Source organism: Lacrimispora sp. 210928-DFI.3.58 (assembly GCF_020554865.1).
Taxonomy (GTDB): domain Bacteria; phylum Bacillota; class Clostridia; order Lachnospirales; family Lachnospiraceae; genus Enterocloster.
Genome location: NZ_JAJCIC010000028.1, coordinates 1 through 20,057, shown reverse-complemented (window position 1 = coordinate 20,057; position 20,057 = coordinate 1). Strand labels below are relative to the sequence as shown.

Below are 20,057 nucleotides of genomic sequence, written 5' to 3'. Positions count from 1 at the left end.
GCAGGAATATGGGCTTAACGAAATTTGTATTAAAAAAGCCGGTAACCACTGTCCTTGCAATCCTGTGTCTGATCGTATTTGGTATCTTTTCCGTGTTTAAGTCACCACTGGAACTGATGCCGGATATGAACATGTCCATGATGATCGTTATGACAGTATATGCCGGTGCCAGCCCTGACGACGTCAGCGAGCTGGTGACAAAGCCGATCGAGGATAAGGCCAGTACCTTAAGCGGTCTTGACACGATCTCTTCCCGTTCAAGGGAAAATATGTCCATTGTTATTCTTCAGTATGAGTACGGCACGGACATGAACGAGGCTTATGATGATCTGAAAAAGCAGATGGACCTGGTGAAGACAGAGCTGCCGGATGATGCGGACGATCCCATTATGCTGGAGCTGAACACCAACTTAAAGCCGAATATCATCCTGTCTGTGAGCCATGGAGAGGACGATGATCTTTACAACTATGTGAACAATACCCTGGTGCCTGAGTTTGAAAAGCTCTCCACGGCAGCAGAGGTATCCATTATAGGCGGCGCAGAAAAATATATCAAAGTAGAGCTGATGCCGGAGAAGCTGAAGCAGTATGGGATCACCATGAATTCCATTGCAAATGACATTGCCGGCGCTGATATCACCTATCCTGCGGGAGACACGGATCTGGGAGACCAGACCCTTTCCGTATCCACAGAGCAGCCGTTTAAGAGCATGGAAAGCCTGGGAGACATTCCGCTTACAGTAAGCGGCAACAGGATCCTGTATTTGAGTGATGTGGCTAATGTATATATGGGTTCAGATGATGCAGACAGCATTGCCCGCTATAAGCCGGAGGGCGGAGAGCCGGAGGACATCATTGCCCTGACGATCAGTAAGCAGCAGGATGCAGCGACCCTGGCCCTGTCAAAGGATGTACAGGGAGTGATCAAACAGCTGACACGCCAGGATCCCTCTCTGCAGATCACAGTGGTGGATGACGATAAGGATTCCATCAAGTCCTCACTGACCTCGGTTATCGAGACAATGGCTCTGGCTGTTATTATTTCCATGATCATCATATGGCTGTTCTTCGGAGACCTGAAGGCATCCATGATCGTGGGAAGCTCCATCCCTGTATCGATCCTGACCTCCCTGATACTCATGCAGCTCATGGGCTTCAGCCTTAACGTGATCACGCTGAGCGCCCTGGTATTGGGCGTAGGTATGATGGTAGATAACTCCATCGTTGTGCTGGAGAGCTGCTTTAGGGCTACGGATGACACCGGATTTAAGGAATTTGCCACAGCGGCTCTCAACGGAACAGGCATTGTGTACCAGTCTGTTATCGGTTCTACCCTGACGACCTGCGTGGTATTCTTCCCGCTGGCCTTACTGGGAGGTATGACCGGCGAGCTGTTCAGGCCTTTGGGCTTTACCATTGTATTCTGTATGACGGCATCCCTGATATCAGCAATTTCAGTGGTACCGCTGTGCTACATGATCTACAAACCGGTTGAGAGAGAGACTGCTCCCATGTCCAGGCCTGTGGAGATACTTCAGGATCTGTACAGGGGGATCATGGATAAACTGCTGAATAAGAGAGGACTTGTTATGCTGGCCTCCGTTCTCCTGCTGATATTATCCTTTGTCCTTGCAAAATTCCTGCGCATGGAGCTGATGGCAGAGGATGACCAGGGCCAGATTTCTATTACGGCAGAGGTGAAGCCGGGTATGAAGACGGAGAAGGTGGATGGTATCTTAAAGCAGATCGAGAGCATCATCAGCCAGCATCCGGACGTGGAGTCCTATATGACCCAGGCAGGAAGCTCCGGCTTAAGCATGAGCTCTGATCCCACGATCACGGTCTACTTAAAGAAAAAGAGAAAGATGGAAACAGAGGATGTGGTGAAGGAGTGGAAGCAGGAGCTGGGCAATATCGCTGATACCAATATCACTGTGGAATCCTATTCTCAGGTAAGCTCCATGATGGGCTCTGCTGATGACTATGAGATCAATCTTCAGAGCACCAACTATGATGACTTAAAGGCAGTCAGCGACAAGATCGCCGAGGAACTGAGCAAGCGTCCGGAGCTGACAAAGGTGCATTCCACCCTGGAAAATGCCGCCTCCGTAGTGAAGGTAACCGTAAATCCCATTAAGGCCAGGGCAGCAGGGCTCACTCCTGCTCAGATCGGCGGAACCTTAAATACCATGCTGAGCGGTATGACAGCTACCACCATGGATGTGGACGGTGAGGATATTGACGTAAAGGTGGTTTATCCTGAGGACAGGTATAAGACCCTGAACCAGTTAGAGACCATCACTCTCCAAACTCCTACAGGAAGCGCAGTAGCCCTGACCGATGTGGCAGATATCCGCTTTGCCGACAGCCCGGCTACCATTGAGCGCTACGATAAGCAGTACCGCGCAACGGTATCCGGCATTTACACAGAGAATTCTGACAAAAATACAGAGGCCCTCCTGATGGATGAGGTGGTGACGCCAAATCTGACGGCAAATGTTGCTACGGCCTTAAGCACCATGGATGAGTCCATGGCAGAGGAGTTTGCAGCGCTGTTCCAGGCCATTGCTTTTGCGATCTTCCTGGTGTTCGTTGTAATGGCTGCCCAGTTCGAGTCACCGAAGTTCTCTATCATGGTCATGACCACCATACCGTTCTGTCTGATCGGCGCCTTCGGCCTCCTCTGGCTGGTGGACAGCGCCATCAGCATGACCTCCCTGCTGGGCTTCCTTATGCTGGTAGGTACGGTAGTAAATAACGGTATCCTCTATGTGGATACGGTGAATCAGTACAGAAGGGAAATGGAGCTGCGGAAGGCCCTCATAGAAGCAGGAGCGACCCGTCTAAGGCCCATCCTCATGACGACGCTTACCACGGTCGTCTCCATGATACCTATGGCCATGGCCTTAGGCGGCAGCGGAACCACCACCCAGGGCCTTGCCCTCGTAAACATCGGCGGCCTTACTGCTGCCACTATCCTTGCACTTTTGATGCTTCCTGCATACTATAGCCTGATGAACGGCGGTGGGAAGAAGAGGAGGATCATTTCCGATTAAGGTGTGAAAATGCGGATGAATGTGAAATAAAAAACCAGCATTGTGAAGAGAATGACAAAAAAATACTGTATACAGAGACAGCGATCAATGGTATAATATAAAAGCATGGCTGCGGTTTCCGCGCACATAGGCAGTGTGTATCGGAGCCGCAGCTTATTTCATAGGCAAAATCGTTATTTATATAACAAACTTTGACATCTTACTGACACACGAATTTTGTGAAGCGTACAAAAAAAGTAAGATTATCTAAAAGTTTTTGCAATATTTTTTTATTTTACCATTGATAATTTTTGATTCATACGTTATAATCAATTCGTATTGTACAAAATGGCAAAAGAATAGTGGCGAATTTCCGCATTGTTTCAGACAATTATTACAATAATGTATACGAGTTATGCACGGGAGGCTATATGAAAGAGTGGTCACAGATTTTAAAGCAGCTTACGTGGCTGAGCCAGATGGGCCTTTCTCTGGCAGCTCCCCTTCTTCTTTGCCTCATTTTCTGCAGCTGGCTGAGCAGCCGCTTCGGTATCGGCGGCTGGATCTACATTCCGGGCTTCTTTTTCGGGTTAGGCGGCTCCGGTATGACTGCATACAAGGTATATCTGGCAGTCATGAAGCAGGAAAAGAAGAATAAACGGTCTGCCGGGGCAGCATTTAACGAACATAAGTAGAAAGGAGGAGCATCCAATGCAGATTCAGCCGGCGGTGAAAAAGGAAACAGCCTACATTGCAGGCAGTACAATAGCCGGAACCTGCGTCATGATTCTGGCATTCTGGGCGCTTCACCAGTTTATGCCTGATACGGTTCCTTTTGATTACAAGGTTATATTAGGCGGAATATTGGGCAGCGCAGTAGCGGCAGGGAACTTTTTTTTTATGGGCCTGACAGTCCAGAAGATCGCGAATACGGATAACCAGGATGAGGCCTACAAGAGCATGAAGGCCAGCTACCGGTTCCGTACCCTGACCCAGCTTCTATGGGTAGTCCTGGCAATGGTGCTTCCCGTACTCAACGGTGCGGCAGGTATCATTCCCTTATTTTTTCCCAGCCTTTGTATTAAAGCAAGGAGTATCCTGGGAATGATAAAAGCAAAATAAAATATAAAGGAAAGGAGAGAAGAGTGAAACCATGAATTTTGATATTTCAGGTGCAGCGATTTATTTCAGAATTCCAACGGGCATTCCCATATTGGGAGATATCCTGATTACAGAGACCATTTTGATCAGCTGGCTGGTTATGGCACTCATCACCGGCTTATGCATATGGCTCACAAGGGATCTCAAGGTTGAGAATATCTCCAGGCGCCAGGCTGTAGCTGAGATGCTGGTGGAACAGGCCACGAATCTGGTCAGGAATAACACCGGCGGAACAAAGTTTGACAAACTGATTCCCTTTGTTGCAGCTTTGTTTACAACCAGTGTGGTATCGAACCTTATCAGCCTGATCGGCTTAAGGAGCCCTACAGCCGATCTGTCCACGGAAGCGGCCTGGGCTGTGGTGGTCTTTATCATGATCACGGCCAACAAGATCAAGGCCGGCGGTGTTTTGGGCTATTTAAAGGGCTTTACCACCCCTATCCCGGTTATGACACCGTTCAATATTCTTTCTGAGCTTGCCACTCCTGTCAGTATGGCCTGCCGTCATTTCGGCAACATTCTTTCTGGTGTGGTAATCAATGGATTGATCTATGCGGCATTGGCCATCGCATCCTCAGCACTGTTTGGCCTGCTGCCGGGAGCCCTGGGACATGTCCTGGGAAGCATTCCGATTCTTGACGTAGGTATCCCCGCCGTGCTGTCTGTCTACTTTGACTGGTTCTCCGGCGTTATGCAGGCATTTATCTTCAGTATGCTGACCATCATGTATATTGCAAATGCAGCAGAGGGATAATGACAGCCCAAAGAGGCTTCACAAAAATAACATATGAAACAATAATTAGGAGGAATTTGTTATGACAGATTTTCAGTTACTTGCCCGTGGTATTGCTTTAGCTGGTTGTGCGATCGGCGCTGGATGCGCACTGATCGCTGGTATCGGACCTGGTATTGGTGAAGGTAATGCAGTTGCAAAGGCTCTGGAGGCCATTGGACGCCAGCCTGAGTGCAAGGGCGACGTTACAAGCACCATGCTGTTAGGTTGTGCTATCGCAGAGACAACAGGTATTTACGGCTTCGTTACAGGCCTTCTGCTGATCTTCGTTGCACCTGGTTCATTCATGAACTTCCTGTCCTAATCAGAGATGAAAAAATGAACCGTCTCTAAATGACAGGAGGGTGAAAGATGCGAGAGACACAGGAATTAGTAACAATTATACCGTGGACCTTCATTGCGCAGATTTGCAACCTGTTTATCCAGATGTACCTTATCAAGCGTTTCCTGTTCAAGCCTGTTCTTGCTATCCTCGATAAGCGCAGGGCCATGGCCGATGCCCAGATCCAGGATGCCAAAAAGGCAAAGGAAGAGGCAGAGACCATGAAGGCCGGCTATGAGTCTGATATGGCAAAGGCAAAGGAAACAGCAAATGCCATCATGCAGAATGCAGAGCGTGATGCGGCAGCCCGCAGCGAGGCGATCATAAATGAAGCCCAGAATCAGGCAGCCAGCATCAAGGCTAAGGCAGAGGCCGATATTATCCAGGAGAAGAAGAAGGCAGTCAACGATATCAAGAATGAGATCGGCGGCATCGCTATGGATATTGCCGGTAAGGTAATCGAACGGGAAATCAGTGAAGAGGATCACAGGAAACTGATCAACGAGTTTATTGAGAATGTAGGTGAGGCATCATGACGAAAACTGCCAAATTATACGGCGGCAGCCTCTATGACCTCGCCGCTGAGGAGAAGGTTACGGACAGTATGCTTGAGGAGCTGTCTATGGTGCAGGGGATATTGAAGGAAAATCCGGAATATCTCACACTGCTGGCAGAGCCGTCCATCCCAAAGGCAGAGCGGGTAAAGCTCCTTGACGATGCCTTTGGCGGGAAGATCCACGCATATCTGTTAAACTTCATAAAGCTCCTATGTGAAAATGGCATGTTGCGGGAATTGAATGATTGCTGCCGTGAATTTAAGGCACGCTACAATGAAGACCATAACATTGCGGAGGCAGTTGTTACCAGCGCCGTGGCCCTTGACAAAGAGCAGGCAGAGGCGCTTAAGGCAAAGCTTGCTGCCATGAGCAATAAAACCATCGTACTTACGCAGAAGGTGGACAGCCATGTGCTGGGCGGCCTTAAGGTGGAACTGGAAGGGAAGCAGTTAGACGGCACCGCCCAGGGACGCTTGTCAGGCCTGCGTAAAAAAGTTACCGAAATCATCGTATAAAGGATGTGAATGGAATGCAATTAAAACCGGAAGAAATCTCAAAGGTCATTCGCAGCCAGATCAAATATTACCAGAATGCCATTGAACAGAGCGAGACAGGCACCGTTTTAGTAGTAGGAGACGGTATTGCCAGGGTGAGCGGACTTACCAATTGTATGGCAGGTGAACTTCTGGAATTTGAGGACGGCACATTCGGAATGGCCCAGAACCTGGAGGAGAACAGCGTATCTGCGGTATTGCTCGGCTCCGATCAGGGAATCAGCGAAGGACAGACCGTTAAGCGTACCGGCAGGGTCGTATCCGTGCCCGTAGGCGAAGCAATGATAGGACGCGTAGTAAACGCGATCGGCCAGCCCATAGATGGAGCAGGCCCAATTGAGGCTGCAGAGTACCGCCCGGTAGAGTCTCCGGCTCCCGGCATCTGCGACCGCCAGCCCGTTAAGGAACCCCTTCAGACAGGTATCAAGGCAATCGACTCCATGATCCCTATCGGAAGAGGCCAGCGTGAGCTGATCATCGGCGACAGGCAGACAGGTAAGACCACCATCGCCACCGATACTATATTGAACCAGAAGGGCAAGGATGTTATCTGTATCTATGTTGCCATCGGACAGAAGCGTTCTACCGTAGCAGGCGTTGTGAACGAGCTGACAGCCGGAGGCGCCATGGATTACACCATTGTTGTTGCGGCAACTGCTTCTGAGCCCAGCCCCCTGCAGTACATTGCACCTTATTCCGGCTGCGCCATGGGCGAGTATTTTATGAATAAGGGCAAGCATGTACTCATTATCTATGATGACCTCAGTAAGCATGCAGTGGCATACAGAGCACTTTCTCTGCTGATCCGCCGCCCGCCGGGGCGTGAGGCTTATCCTGGAGACGTATTCTATCTTCACTCACGTCTCTTAGAGCGCGCTGCAAAGCTTTCCGATGAAAAGGGAGGCGGTTCCCTGACAGCCCTTCCTATTATCGAGACACAGGCCGGAGATGTATCTGCTTACATCCCCACCAACGTGATCTCCATTACAGACGGACAGATATTCCTGGAGACAGAGCTGTTCCACTCCGGCATCATGCCTGCTGTAAACCCTGGTATCTCCGTATCACGAGTAGGTGGTAATGCACAGATCAAGGCCATGAAGAAGGTAGCCGGAACCTTAAAGCTGGTATATTCCCAGTACAGAGAGCTGCAGAGCTTTGCGCAGTTCGGTTCTGACCTGGATGCTGATACAAAGGCGCGTCTGGCACAGGGTGAACGAATCGTTGAAGTGTTAAAGCAGGGCAGAAGCCTGCCTGTTCCCGTAGAGAAGCAGGTAGCGATCCTGTATGCAGTTGTAAACGGAATCCTGACCCCTGTGGAGGTAGAGGATATCTACAAGTATGAAGAAGGTCTTTACACCTTCCTGGATTCCGATGGCAACGGAGCTGCTGCTATGGAAGCGATCCGCAGCACCGGAAAATTAGAGGGCGAGGCAGAGGAGAAGTTAAAGGCTGCTCTGAATGACTATACGGAGAATTTCCTTAGAACTAGATGATTAAGATGAAGGAGGAAAAACCATGGCTGGTAATATGAAGGCTGTGAAGCTCCGTATGAAGAGCATACAGAGCACCATGCAGATAACCAAAGCGATGGAACTGGTAGCCTCCTCCAAGCTGCGCAAGGCAAAGGAGCGCGCGGATGCAAGCCGCCCTTATTTCCAGGTATTGCATGAAACGCTGACTGACATAGCAGGAGGGAACACGGATTTTATGTCCCCCTATACCAAGGCAAGCGCAAGCGAGAAATGGTGCTATGTGGTGATAGCCGGCGACAGAGGGCTGGCAGGAGGGTACAATGCCAACCTGCTGAAGGCTCTTGAAGGCCAGGCAAAGGGAAAGGAATACGATATCCTGCCTGTGGGTAAGAAGGCAGTGGAATACTGTAAGCGCCGGGGCATAGGGATGGTGACAGAAGATTTCGCCGAGGTGGCGAACATATCCGTATCTGACTGCTTTGAGATCGCAAAGCTTTTGTGCGGCGCATACCGGGCGGGAGAGTACGGGCATATTGCCCTTTGCTATACGAACTTCATTTCCATGCTGTCCCAGAGGCCGGGCGTAACGTCCATGCTTCCTTTGGAGGATTTCAAGAAGGAAGGGGCTGAGGGGCCGGAGGGCGTTCGTTCCTTGATCCTGTATGAACCGGACAGCGAAAGCGTTTTTGACGCTATTGTGCCAGAGTATCTGGCAGGCCTGGTTTATGGGGCTATGTGCGAGTCCGTAGCCAGCGAGCTGGCAGCCAGAAGGACTGCCATGGATGCCGCTACGAAGAACGCAGGCGAGATGATAGAGCAGCTCAGCCTTTACTACAACAGGGCGCGTCAGGCCAGCATCACCCAGGAGATCACGGAGATCGTGGCAGGCGCGGAGGAGCCTTAACAACAAGGAGACGTTATCTATGAATGAGAGACATATAGGAAAGGTAGTGCAGGTAACAGGTGCTGTACTGGATATCCGCTTCAATGAAGGGGAGCTGCCTGCGCTGCTGAATGCAATTGAGATTGATGTGGACGGCCGCCGCCTGGTGGCCGAGGTGGCACAGCAGATCGGTGACGATGTGGTGCGCTGCATTGCAATGAGCTCCACAGACGGCCTGGTGCGCGGAGCAGACGCAGTGGATACAGGAAGCTCCATCACCGTGCCTGTAGGCGAGGCCTGCCTGGGACGCGTATTCAATCTTCTGGGTGAGCCGGTGGATGAGATGCCGGCGCCGGAGGATGCGGAGCGCTGGGCGATCCACCGTCCGGCTCCAGCTTATGAGGATCAGGCTCCGGCAACGGAGATCTTTGAGACAGGCATCAAGGTCGTAGACCTTATCTGCCCCTATGCAAAGGGCGGAAAGATCGGCCTCTTCGGCGGCGCCGGAGTAGGCAAGACAGTTCTTATTATGGAGCTGATCAATAACGTGGCAAAGGCCCATGGCGGCCTGTCCGTATTCACCGGCGTTGGAGAGCGTACCCGTGAGGGCAACGACCTTTACGGCGAGATGAAGGAGAGCGGCGTTATCAACAAGACGGCTTTAGTATACGGCCAGATGAACGAGCCGCCGGGGGCACGTATGAGAGTAGCTCTTTCCGGTCTTACTATGGCGGAGTATTTCCGTGATGTGAAGAATCAGGACGTGCTGCTGTTCATTGACAATATTTTCCGTTTCACCCAGGCAGGTTCTGAGGTATCCGCTCTGCTGGGACGTATGCCTTCCGCAGTAGGCTATCAGCCAACACTGGCAACAGAGATGGGCGCCCTGCAGGAGCGTATCACTTCTACAAAGAAGGGCTCCATCACTTCCATCCAGGCAGTATACGTGCCTGCAGATGACTTGACTGACCCTGCACCTGCAACCACATTTACCCATCTGGATGCAACCACTACCCTGTCGCGTGAGATCGCAAGCCAGGGTATCTATCCGGCAGTAGATCCGCTGGATTCTACCAGCCGTATCCTGTCACCGGAGGTAGTAGGACAGGAGCACTACAACATTGCACGTTCCGTACAGAAGGTGCTGCAGCGCTATAAGGAGCTGCAGGATATCATCGCCATCATGGGTATGGATGAGCTGTCAGAGGAGGATAAGCTGACAGTAGCCAGAGCCAGAAAGATCCAGCGCTTCCTGTCCCAGAGCTTCTCTGTGGCAGAGCAGTTTACAGGTATGCCTGGCCAGTACGTACCTTTGAAGGAGACCTTAAGAGGCTTCAAGAAGATCCTGGACGGCGAGTGTGACGATATACCGGAGAGCTGCTTCCTGTTTGCAGGAACCATTGACGACGTATATGAAAAAGCAAAGAAGCTTCAGTAGAGGGGAGGGCGAAAGGCGTAATGGCAACCTTCCATTTACAGATCGTATCAATGGACGGGCTGGAGTATGACGGCCAGGTACAGAGTGTATCCTGCCGTACCGTCCATGGTGATCTTGCAATCTTAGCAAGGCACTGCAACTACTGCACAGCCGTTGGAATGGGCACTGCCCAGGTAGTGCTGGAGGACGGCAGCGTGAGGAAAGCCGCTTGTATCGGAGGCATGCTGTCCGTCATGGACGGCGAGTGCCGCCTGATCCCCACCACATGGGAGTGGAGCGAGGACATTGATTTGGAGCGCGCCCAGGCTGCAAAGAAAAAGGCAGAAGAGCGCCTGGCCCAGAGCGGGATCTCCGAGCGCGAGCTAAAGCTCGCCGAAGCCAAACTGCACCGCGCCCTGGTGCGTATCGGGACTGCGGGAAAGCAGGAGTAGGATCAGCAGAATAAAATGATTAGAGCGTTTCCGGTGAGAGCCGGAGGCGCTTTTTTCAATGGTATGCCTGTGAAAATAAAAGATTGCCTCTGCCATGCTGCGATAGCTTTAGGGAAAAATCAGGTGCCATAGTGCTTCTTATGTCCGAAACCGGAGCACTAGCCTTTCCCCCGGCTGCTGAGGTGCAAAATGCGGAAACTCAAGTTCCATTTGTCTTTACAGCGCCGGGCTCCGGTGATAAAATGAATGGGACATTGAGGACGGAAGAGACAGAGGTGGCAGAAATGGAAACCAAAAGAGTTGTGATCACAGACAGAGAGCATATAAAGGATGAGGAACTTCTGGAGGCGGCAAAGATCCTGAGGACAGGAGGCCTTGTGGCGTTTCCTACGGAAACAGTGTATGGCTTGGGAGGGAATGCCCTTGATGAGGAGGCGGCCGGGAAGATCTATGCGGCAAAGGGGCGTCCTTCGGACAATCCGTTGATCGCCCATGTGTCCTGCACAGCAGAGTTGAAGCCTCTTGTAAAGGAGATACCGGAGGCGGGGAGGAAGCTGATGGAGGCCTTCTGGCCGGGACCGCTGACGATGATATTTCCCAAAAGTGACAGAGTTCCCTATGGCACCACAGGAGGCCTGGATACAGTGGCAGTCCGCATGCCAAATGATGCGGTGGCAAACCGTCTGATCGCTCTTGCGGGAGTTCCTGTTGCTGCTCCCAGTGCGAACACCTCCGGCCGTCCCAGTCCTACCACGGCAGATCATGTATGGCAGGATATGAACGGGCGCATTGACATGATCATAGACGGCGGAGCTGTGGGGATCGGTGTGGAATCTACCATCGTGGATGTGTCCTCCGATATCCCAACGGTTTTAAGGCCGGGAGCCATCACCATGGAGATGCTGAAGGAAGTGCTGGGAGAGGTGGCAGTTGACCCGGCGATCCTGGGTCCTGTGTCCGCGGGGATGAGGCCAAAGGCTCCGGGAATGAAGTATAAGCACTATGCGCCGAAGGCAGATCTGACGCTGGTGGAGCCGCTCCGAAATGGGGCGGAGCTTCCAGAGAACGCTTTGGACGGCTGCACGGTGGGTTTAGGCAGCTGTCAGGATCTGGCCTGTGCCCGGCAGCCGGGAATGGATGAAGACGGTATCAGACGCATGGTGGATATGGTAGGCCGCCTGGCAGAGAAGAAGGCAGCAGAGGGCCTTCGGACAGGGATTATCGGAACAGACGAGTCCATAGAGAGCTATAAGAGCCTTAAAGGGATCGACAGCTTCCTGGTTCGTTCCATCGGTGCCAGGAGAAGTCAGGAATCCGTAGCCCACAACCTCTATGCAGTGCTCAGGGAATTTGACGATCTGGGAGTGGATGTGATATTCTCTGAGAGCTTTTCAGAGGATCATCTGGGACAGGCTATTATGAACCGCCTGTCAAAGGCGGCTGGCTATAAGATCGTGCGGGTGTAGCAGAATTTAAGTAACAGTTCAGACGGCGAGGAAATCTATAGAAAAATAGCCGTCAAGCTTGCTTGTAAGGCCATTTTTCTATAGATTTCCACATCGGATGGACATCCGATGCTTCTTGTCCGGCCTGGCCGGGCAAGAAGATACCCCGTCTGAACTGTTACGAATTTAATGAAAGGTGAACATGCCGGTACACTGATAGTGGGGACAGGAGGAGTAACATGGAGAAACAGACTTTGGGAGAGATTGCCTCCCGAAAGCTCATGGATATGATACAGGAAAAGGGCTATGGGGCCGGAGACAAGCTTCCCACAGAGGCAGAGCTGGTGGAATACCTGGGAGTGGGGCGCAATACGGTGCGGGAGGCCCTGCGGATCCTCATGTCCAGGAATATTGTGACCATACGCCAGGGATCGGGGACCTTTATATCAGAAAAGAATGGTGTTGCAGATGATCCTCTGGGATTTTCCATGATCGATGACAGGCGCAAGCTGACGGAGGACCTGATACAGGTGCGTGTCATGCTGGAGCCTCCCATTGCCGCCCTGGCTGCCCAGAATGCCGAGCTTTCGGAGATCGCAGAGCTGGAGCAGATACTGGCAGAGCTGGAGGCTTTGATCGAGGCCAGGGAGGACTATGCAGAAAAGGATTCCCAGTTTCATGCAAAGATCGCTGGCTGCAGCCACAACCTGGTGATGACGAACCTGATACCCGTTATTACAGATGGAGTCCGCGTGTTCGCAGACTCAGTACAGGAGACAGAGTACGAGCAGACACTCACCTCCCACCGCCGGATCTTTGAGGCGATCAGAGACCGCAGGCCGGTAGAAGCACAACAGGCCATGTACTTTCACCTTATGTACAACGAGAATCGCTATAAAGGTGAGACGACAAACAAGTGAATATGAAAAACAGAGGATAGAACGGCTTTATTCATGGGATGAATAAAGCTGTTTTTTTTCGCCTGCTATTGACATATTCCCTTGTATATGGTAAAACTAACGTATAATTCATGGGATGAATCTCACGCGTAAAAAGATTACAGGAGGAGCAGTGAAATGAAGGAGTTATATGATGTGCTCATCATCGGCGGAGGCGTGGTGGGAAGCGCCATTGCCAGGGAAATGTCCAGATACCGCTTAAAGATCGGTGTTCTGGAAAAAAATCTGGATGTCTGCTATGAAACCAGCGGACGCAATTCCGGTGTAGTTCACGGCGGCTTTGCTTATGACAGAGGTTCGCTGAAGGCGAAACTCTGTGTAGAGGGCAACAAAGACATGGGACGACTTGCAGAGGAGCTGGATTTCCCATTTATCCGCTGCGGCAAGGTGCTGGTGGGAAATACAGAGGAGGATATGGATACCTTAAAACGCACCATCAGGCAGGGAGAAGATAACGGAGCACAAGGCTTAGAACTGATCGGAAAAAAAAGGCTTCATGAACTGGTTCCGGCAGTGGTAGGAGAATTTGCCATGTTTTCCCAAAACAGCGGGATCGTAGATCCTTTCCAATATACCATTGTACTGGCAGAAAATGCCCATGCAAACGGAGTGTCATACCACTTCGGATGTGAAGTGACAGAGATATGCCGCGGCGGGGATGACATATATACCATTACCACAGCGGGAGGCGTATTTTACAGCCGCTGGGTCGTAAACAGTGCCGGATTAGGCTGCGGCAAGGTTTCCGATATGCTGGGGATCCGAGGCTATCATGTGATCGGTTCCAAGGGCGACTATATTATCCTGGATAAACGCACAGGCCCTCTGCTTCCCATGCCTGTGTATCCTGTACCCAGCAATACCTACATGGGCATCCACGTAACCAATACCACAGACGGCAATGTTATCATAGGCCCTAATGCGGAGACTGTGACAGATTTTACATATTATGGCGTACCTCAGGAGAACATGGATTATCTGGCAGAGAGCGCTTCTGACCTGTGGCCCTGCATTCATAAGAAGGACTATATCCGCAACTATTCCGGTATTCTCCCGAAATGGGTGGATGAGAATGGAAAGATCCAGGACTTCAAGATCGAGATAAGGGATGAGCTGGCCCCAAGAGCCATCAACCTTGTGGGCATCGAGTCTCCCGGACTGACAGCGGCAGTGCCTATTGCCAGATATGCCATCGGCCTGATGTCAGAGCGGGAAAAGCTTCAGGAAAACCCGGATTTTAACCCTGCGCGAAAGGGTATCCGGCGCTTTGCAGAGCTGGCAAAGGAGGAGCAGAACCGTCTGATCCTGGAAGATCCTGACTACGGTGAGGTCATCTGCCGCTGCGAGAAGGTGACAAAGGCGGAGATCCTTCAGGCGATCCACAATCCCTTAGGGGTGGACACCATGGCAGGCATCAAGTACAGGACCCGCTCCATGATGGGACGCTGTCAGGGAGGCTACTGCCAGATGCGTATTGCCCAGCTGATCGAGAAGGAGCTGGGAAAAAAGGAGACCGAGATACAGTATGCAAGGGAAGGCTCCCGGATGTTTTTTGGAAAAGTCAGGGAAATGGGAGAATGAAGGGAGATCATATGGAAGGAATCAAGATAGAGAAGGTTGATGTTGTCATAGTGGGAGGCGGCCCTGCCGGCTTGGCAGCCGCCATAAAGCTGTATGAGAAAGGCATCCGCAATCTGTTGATCATTGAGCGTGAAAAACAGCTGGGAGGGATCCTGCGCCAGTGTATCCATGATGGATTTGGGCTGACGCGCTTTAAGGAAACCCTAAGCGGCCCTGAGTATGCCAAGAGGTTTATTGATCAAGTGGAGGCGCGGGGGATCCCCTATCTCACGGATGCAGCCGTGCTGGAGGTGACAGGAAGCAAAGTGGTAACAGCTGCTACCAGAGAGGGTTTAAGGCAGTGGCAGGCAAAGGCTGTTATTCTGACGATGGGCTGCAGAGAGCGTACCAGAGGAGCCCTGGGAATTCCGGGAGAGCGTCCAACAGGAGTTTTCACCGCAGGAGTGGCCCAGGCCTATATCAATCTTTACAACAGAATGCCGGCAAGAGAGGTGGTCATCCTGGGTTCCGGCGATATCGGGATGATCATGGCGCGCCGCCTGACACTGGAGGGCGCTCATGTGCAGGCCGTATTTGAGATCCAGCCCTATCCCAGCGGCCTTCCCAGAAATATCGAGCAGTGCCTCCATGATTATGGGATCCCATTGTACTTAAGCCACACAGTTACAGCCATACATGGAAGGGAACGTCTGACAGGAGTCACTGTTTCCAAGGTGGATGGGCACATGAAGCCCATACCCGGAACAGAAAGAGAGTACAGCTGTGACACCTTGATCCTGTCTGTAGGCCTCCTGCCGGAAAATGAGCTTTCTCTGGATGCAGGAGTCTGCCTGGACGAGAGAACAAGAGGAGCTGTGGTAGATGAGCATTTCCAGACAAATGTGGAGGGCATCTTTGCAGCCGGAAATGTGCTCCATGTACATGATCTGGTGGATTTTGTATCCCTGGAAGCAGAAAAGCTTGCAGAGGCCGCTGCTTCCTATATAAAGGACGGAAAGCTGGCTCCCTGCCCTATCCATGTCAGGACAGACAGAAGCATAAACCATACAGTCCCACAGCAGATCAGCGGGACAGGGAAGGTCAGCTTGTCCCTGCGTGTCAGCAGGCCATTTGAGAACTGCCGCATTGTTGTGCGTCAGGATGACATGCTAGTGGCTGAAAAGAAGATGAAAAAGGCGATACCGGCAGAAATGATACAGCTTCCCATCTGCCCGGAGAAGCTGGCAGGCCATTCTGATCTGGAGGTGAGCGTAGAATGCTGAGAGAATTAACATGTATCATCTGTCCTAATGGATGCAGTTTAAAGGCAGAGGTAAAAGAAACATCGGAGGGAGCGCTGGAGATCCTCTCTATAGAGGGCGCTTCCTGCCCCAGGGGAACAATCTATGCAAAAAAGGAGCTGACTGCTCCGGAACGCAATATTGCAACCTCCGTTCCGGTAAAAGGAGGGGAACTTCCTCTTGTGAGTGTCCGTCTGACAAAGCCGATCCCTAAGGCGCATATTTTTGATGCCATGGCTGAGATAAAAAAATGTGTCCTTACAGCCCCGGTAGCATCTGGAACGGTGCTCATTCACGGTCTGCTAGGCTATGATGCAGATGTGATCACCACAAAGGATATAAAGGCGGTCAAGTGATAAAAAAAGGCCGTTTTGTCTGATAAACTTCATTTAATGAATTTTCTTCTTTACATTTCGCTCTTTTGATGTATATAATATGACTATACATAGATTAGCTGGCAGTTTTTTGTTACATAGAAAACTCCTTTGGAGCCTCCTATGTAACAAAAAGCCCTTCGGGCAGGATCGCAGCCCTAAAGGGGCTTGTTCCCTAAACTCGTTACACCCGCTAAGTAAGCCAATGCCTGCAGCGGAGAGGAATGATGCCGCTGAAGCAACCCGCTGCAGGATTCTTTTTTAGTACTGCCAGCAGTCTGTCAATCTCCAGGATATCCTCAGATCTGGAAAACCCCCCTAATTTTTGACAAACCAAAGATGGATATAAAGCAACTAATACATACCGGCCGGGATGGGCGGTATAGCCTGTGTATGATGTATAAGGAGAGAATATATGCGAGAAAGATTACAGACACTTCCTCTTGCAGAGCTTAAGGAGCTGGCAAAGGCTCAGGGGTTAAAAGGTATCAGTGCCTTGAGAAAGGCTGAGATCATTGACCTTTTATGCCAGCAGGCAGAGGAGAATCCCCAGGTAAAGCCTGCAGAGGTGCGAAGGACAGAGGCCAGGCCAGTGCCGGCAAGGGAAGTAAAAACTTATGAACCCAGACGCGAGGAGCAGACTGAGCGTCAGGAAAGCCGGAATTATGATACAAGGCGCAGCAATACAAGAACTTATGACAAGTATTCCCAGACCAGGAACCAGCAGGGAAAGAGCTATGGGAACGCGGGAGCAGTGCAGCCTGCCCAGGCTCCGGCTTCTGAGAACGGAGAGCGTTTCCAGAGGACAGAGCAGCGGAATGACGCTGTGGGCCTTTCAAGCCAGGACATGGCGGAGCTGGACAGTGGCATTGAGGCAAACGGTATTCTGGAGGTCATGCCTGACGGCTTTGGCTTTATCCGCTGCGAGAATTTTCTTCCGGGAGAAAATGACGTCTATGTGGCGCCCTCCCAGATACGCCGTTTTAATCTGAAAACAGGCGACATCATCGTAGGAAACAGAAGGGTGAAATCTGTCACTGAGAAGTTTGCCGCTCTTTTATACCTCAAGACAATCAATGGCTATCCCATAAGCGCCACAGAGACAAGACCTAATTTTGAGGATCTGACCCCTATTTTCCCAAACCAGCGTCTTCATATGGAGAACCCCAGGGAGCGCACCTCGGTGGCAATGCGCGTTCTGGATCTTTTGGCGCCGATCGGAAAGGGACAGCGTGGCATGATCGTGTCACCTCCCAAGGCAGGAAAGACAACTCTGTTAAAACAGGTGGCAAAGGCCATTACCACCAACCATCCGGATATGCACCTTATGATCCTGCTCATTGATGAGCGTCCTGAGGAGGTCACAGACATCCGGGAGGCCATTGTGGGTCCGAATGTCGAAGTGATCTATTCCACCTTTGACGAGCTTCCGGAGCGCCATAAGAGAGTGTCCGAGATGGTGATCGAGCGCGCAAAGCGCCTGGTAGAGCATGGCAGGGACGTCATTATCCTGCTGGACAGCATCACCCGTCTGGCCCGCGCTTACAATCTGACCGTTGCCCCCAGCGGACGTACCCTTTCCGGCGGTCTCGATCCGGCAGCCCTTCATATGCCAAAGCGTTTCTTTGGCGCAGCCCGCAATATGAGAGAGGGAGGAAGCCTGACCGTGCTGGCAACAGCTCTGGTAGATACAGGAAGCCGCATGGATGATGTGGTATACGAGGAATTTAAGGGAACAGGCAACATGGAATTAGTTCTTGACAGAAAGCTTTCCGAAAAAAGGATATTCCCCGCCATTGACATCTTAAAATCCGGCACAAGAAGAGATGATCTGCTTCTGACAAAAGAGGAGGCCGAGGCTGTGGACATCATCCACAAGGCCACTAATTCCTTAAAGCCGGAGGACGCAGTAGAGAAGATCCTGGATCTGTTCTCAAAGACCAGGAACAACAGGGAGTTTGTGGAAATGGTGAAGAAGATACGTTTATTTTAATGTGATACCGCAGGAAATACCTTGCGTTTTAAAGATATTAAGAGAGCATCGTGGTTACGCGATGCTTATTTTATATGAAAGGAAACTTCTCCGGAGCCTCCTGTGAAAATCGGTGAAGATACAGACTCATGGTTGATGCTGTCTATAGATAGGTGCGAAGAAGGGCGAATAAATATTGAAATAGCATGTGAACTGTGGTATCCTAAAGATATCTGATCCAGGCGGCGTTCTGCCAGCTGGAGTCTATATTGCTTATCAACTAAAGTCTAGGCCATAAGGCATCTCATTTCGGCATTTCGGGAAAGATCCCCATTCCGCAATGAAGCAAACACTCAGGAGGAAACTGCAATGACAAAACTGAATTATGAAGCTGCGCACACAGTCACAGGCTGCAGTGAGGAGACCGTGGTTCCCGCAAGCAATCTGCTGGGGAAGTATTTCCCTATGATACGTACCCGTGAGGACATACGGGAAAGGATAGGAGAAAACGTAGAATTAAAGAGTCTGTTTGAGCAATGGAGTGAGACTGACCAGGAGATGTTTCTGGATTATTGTTCAGGCATAAGGGGGATAAAGGTGCTCTATGATGGCATTTTTAAGGAAATCTTTAACCCGGAGGCCACGCCGGAGCGTCTGGAGGAACTTTTGTCACTTTTGCTTGACCGGGATGTACATATCAAAGCAGTTCTGCCTAATGATTCTGTCCGGCTGGGGGCAGAGTCGGCATTGCTTTATACGGATATTATTGTTGAACTGGAGGACGAAAGCCTGGCAGATATTGAAATCCGAAAAATCGGCTATGCATTTCCAGGAGAGCGCTGTGCCTGCTACTCGGCGGATCATCTTCTCAGGCAATACAAACGGGTAAGAGGGAAGAAAGGGAAGCGTTTTCATTACCGTGACATCAAGAATGTGTACACGATTGTATTTTTTGAGAAATCACCCCAGGAATTCCATAAACAGCCCGAACAGTGGCTTCATATTTTCCGTCAAAGCTCAGATTCAGGACTGATCTTGAATTTACTCCAGGAATATGTATTTGTACCGCTTGACATTTTTGTTAAAAGTATGGACAATAAATCTATAGACAGCAGGCTGGAGGCATGGCTTACGTTCCTGAGCACGGAGGAGCCGGAGCGGATCATAGAACTAATCACCCGTTATCCCCAGTTTAAAACCATGTATCAGGACATCTATGAGATCTGCCTGAATATAGAGAAGGTGATGAATATGTATTCAAAGGAATTGGCGCAGCTGGATCACAATACAGTATTATATATGATCGATGAGATGCAGGAGCAGCTGGACAGGCAGAGGAAAGAGCTGTGTGAGAACGAAGTGAAGCTGAATGAGATAGAGGGCAAGCTGGGCCAGACGGAGGGGAAGTTAAGCCAGACGGAGGGGAAGCTAAGCCAGGCAAAGGGAGAGCTAAGCCAGGCAAAGGGAGAGCTAAGCCAGGCAAAGGGAGAGCTAAGCCAGACAAAGGGAGAGCTAAGCCAGGCAAAGGGAGAGCTAAGCCGGGCAAAAGGAGAGCTAAGTGAAGCTCATGCAAAGCTGGCATATTCTGAAGATCAGCGCATGCAGCAGGATCAGCTGATCAAGGAACTGCAGGCTCAGCTGGAGAAGCTTAAGAGATAGAATATCCATATTCATTTTCTCCCGGCTGCCTGCCGGGCATCCGCCGCTTTAGCGGCAAAAATCATCGGATTCGCAAGGAAAAATGTAGGTTTGTCAAACATTTGTTACACTGACTGCAAATAATTCTTTAGCACCTGA

General features: G+C 50.8%; 18 protein-coding genes. All 18 read left to right on the top strand.

Translation table 11 applies throughout. The features are described 5' to 3' along the window. Positions 1-8 precede the first annotated feature (8 nt). On the top strand, positions 9-3,056 hold the full coding sequence (locus tag LIZ87_RS15980) for an efflux RND transporter permease subunit (RefSeq protein ID WP_178317382.1): 3,048 nt from the start codon (positions 9-11) through the stop codon (positions 3,054-3,056). 410 nt (positions 3,057-3,466) lie between these two features. Further along, positions 3,467-3,730 (top strand): AtpZ/AtpI family protein, encoded by a 264-nt coding sequence (locus LIZ87_RS15975; protein WP_178317381.1) that lies wholly within the window; start codon positions 3,467-3,469, stop codon positions 3,728-3,730. Between the two features lie 16 nt (positions 3,731-3,746). Further along, a complete protein-coding gene (locus LIZ87_RS15970; protein ID WP_227148379.1) occupies positions 3,747-4,157 on the top strand; it encodes an ATP synthase subunit I in 411 nt (136 codons plus the stop codon). Positions 4,158-4,188: 31 nt separating this feature from the next. After that, positions 4,189-4,950 carry a F0F1 ATP synthase subunit A gene (locus LIZ87_RS15965; protein WP_227148377.1) on the top strand — a complete coding sequence of 254 codons (762 nt, stop codon included), beginning with the start codon at positions 4,189-4,191 and terminating at the stop codon, positions 4,948-4,950. A gap of 61 nt (positions 4,951-5,011) precedes the next feature. Beyond that, positions 5,012-5,293 (top strand): ATP synthase F0 subunit C, encoded by a 282-nt coding sequence (atpE, locus tag LIZ87_RS15960; RefSeq protein WP_178317426.1) that lies wholly within the window; start codon positions 5,012-5,014, stop codon positions 5,291-5,293. A 47-nt stretch (positions 5,294-5,340) separates the two neighbouring features. After that, a complete protein-coding gene (gene atpF / locus LIZ87_RS15955; protein ID WP_178317425.1) occupies positions 5,341-5,847 on the top strand; it encodes a F0F1 ATP synthase subunit B in 507 nt (168 codons plus the stop codon). Further along, positions 5,844-6,383 carry an ATP synthase F1 subunit delta gene (gene atpH, locus LIZ87_RS15950; protein WP_178317424.1) on the top strand — a complete coding sequence of 180 codons (540 nt, stop codon included), beginning with the start codon at positions 5,844-5,846 and terminating at the stop codon, positions 6,381-6,383. Before atpF ends, atpH begins: the two co-directional genes overlap by 4 nt. A gap of 14 nt (positions 6,384-6,397) precedes the next feature. Beyond that, complete coding sequence (atpA, locus tag LIZ87_RS15945; protein ID WP_178317423.1) at positions 6,398-7,918, top strand: F0F1 ATP synthase subunit alpha; 1,521 nt, start codon at positions 6,398-6,400, stop codon at positions 7,916-7,918. A 22-nt stretch (positions 7,919-7,940) separates the two neighbouring features. Next, positions 7,941-8,801, top strand: coding sequence for an ATP synthase F1 subunit gamma (gene atpG / locus LIZ87_RS15940; RefSeq protein ID WP_227148375.1), 861 nt, complete (start codon positions 7,941-7,943; stop codon positions 8,799-8,801). A gap of 19 nt (positions 8,802-8,820) precedes the next feature. After that, the gene (gene atpD / locus LIZ87_RS15935; protein WP_178317421.1) at positions 8,821-10,218 is read left to right on the top strand and encodes a F0F1 ATP synthase subunit beta; all 1,398 of its coding nucleotides are present in this window, start codon (positions 8,821-8,823) and stop codon (positions 10,216-10,218) included. A gap of 20 nt (positions 10,219-10,238) precedes the next feature. Further along, the gene (gene atpC, locus LIZ87_RS15930) at positions 10,239-10,649 is read left to right on the top strand and encodes an ATP synthase F1 subunit epsilon (RefSeq protein ID WP_178317420.1); all 411 of its coding nucleotides are present in this window, start codon (positions 10,239-10,241) and stop codon (positions 10,647-10,649) included. Positions 10,650-10,933: 284 nt separating this feature from the next. Continuing rightward, positions 10,934-12,115 (top strand): L-threonylcarbamoyladenylate synthase, encoded by a 1,182-nt coding sequence (locus tag LIZ87_RS15925; RefSeq protein WP_178317419.1) that lies wholly within the window; start codon positions 10,934-10,936, stop codon positions 12,113-12,115. A 218-nt stretch (positions 12,116-12,333) separates the two neighbouring features. Further along, on the top strand, positions 12,334-13,014 hold the full coding sequence (locus tag LIZ87_RS15920) for a FadR/GntR family transcriptional regulator (RefSeq protein WP_178317418.1): 681 nt from the start codon (positions 12,334-12,336) through the stop codon (positions 13,012-13,014). Between the two features lie 156 nt (positions 13,015-13,170). Further along, positions 13,171-14,634, top strand: coding sequence for an NAD(P)/FAD-dependent oxidoreductase (locus LIZ87_RS15915; RefSeq protein WP_227148373.1), 1,464 nt, complete (start codon positions 13,171-13,173; stop codon positions 14,632-14,634). Positions 14,635-14,645: 11 nt separating this feature from the next. Then, positions 14,646-15,896, top strand: a complete 1,251-nt coding sequence (locus LIZ87_RS15910; protein WP_227148371.1) for an NAD(P)/FAD-dependent oxidoreductase — start codon at positions 14,646-14,648, stop codon at positions 15,894-15,896. Then, on the top strand, positions 15,890-16,270 hold the full coding sequence (locus LIZ87_RS15905; RefSeq protein WP_227148369.1) for a DUF1667 domain-containing protein: 381 nt from the start codon (positions 15,890-15,892) through the stop codon (positions 16,268-16,270). Before LIZ87_RS15910 ends, LIZ87_RS15905 begins: the two co-directional genes overlap by 7 nt. 433 nt (positions 16,271-16,703) lie before the next feature. Continuing rightward, positions 16,704-18,281, top strand: a complete 1,578-nt coding sequence (rho, locus tag LIZ87_RS15900) for a transcription termination factor Rho (protein WP_227148367.1) — start codon at positions 16,704-16,706, stop codon at positions 18,279-18,281. 348 nt (positions 18,282-18,629) lie between these two features. Further along, on the top strand, positions 18,630-19,919 hold the full coding sequence (locus tag LIZ87_RS15895) for a PD-(D/E)XK nuclease family transposase (protein WP_227148365.1): 1,290 nt from the start codon (positions 18,630-18,632) through the stop codon (positions 19,917-19,919). Positions 19,920-20,057 lie beyond the last annotated feature (138 nt).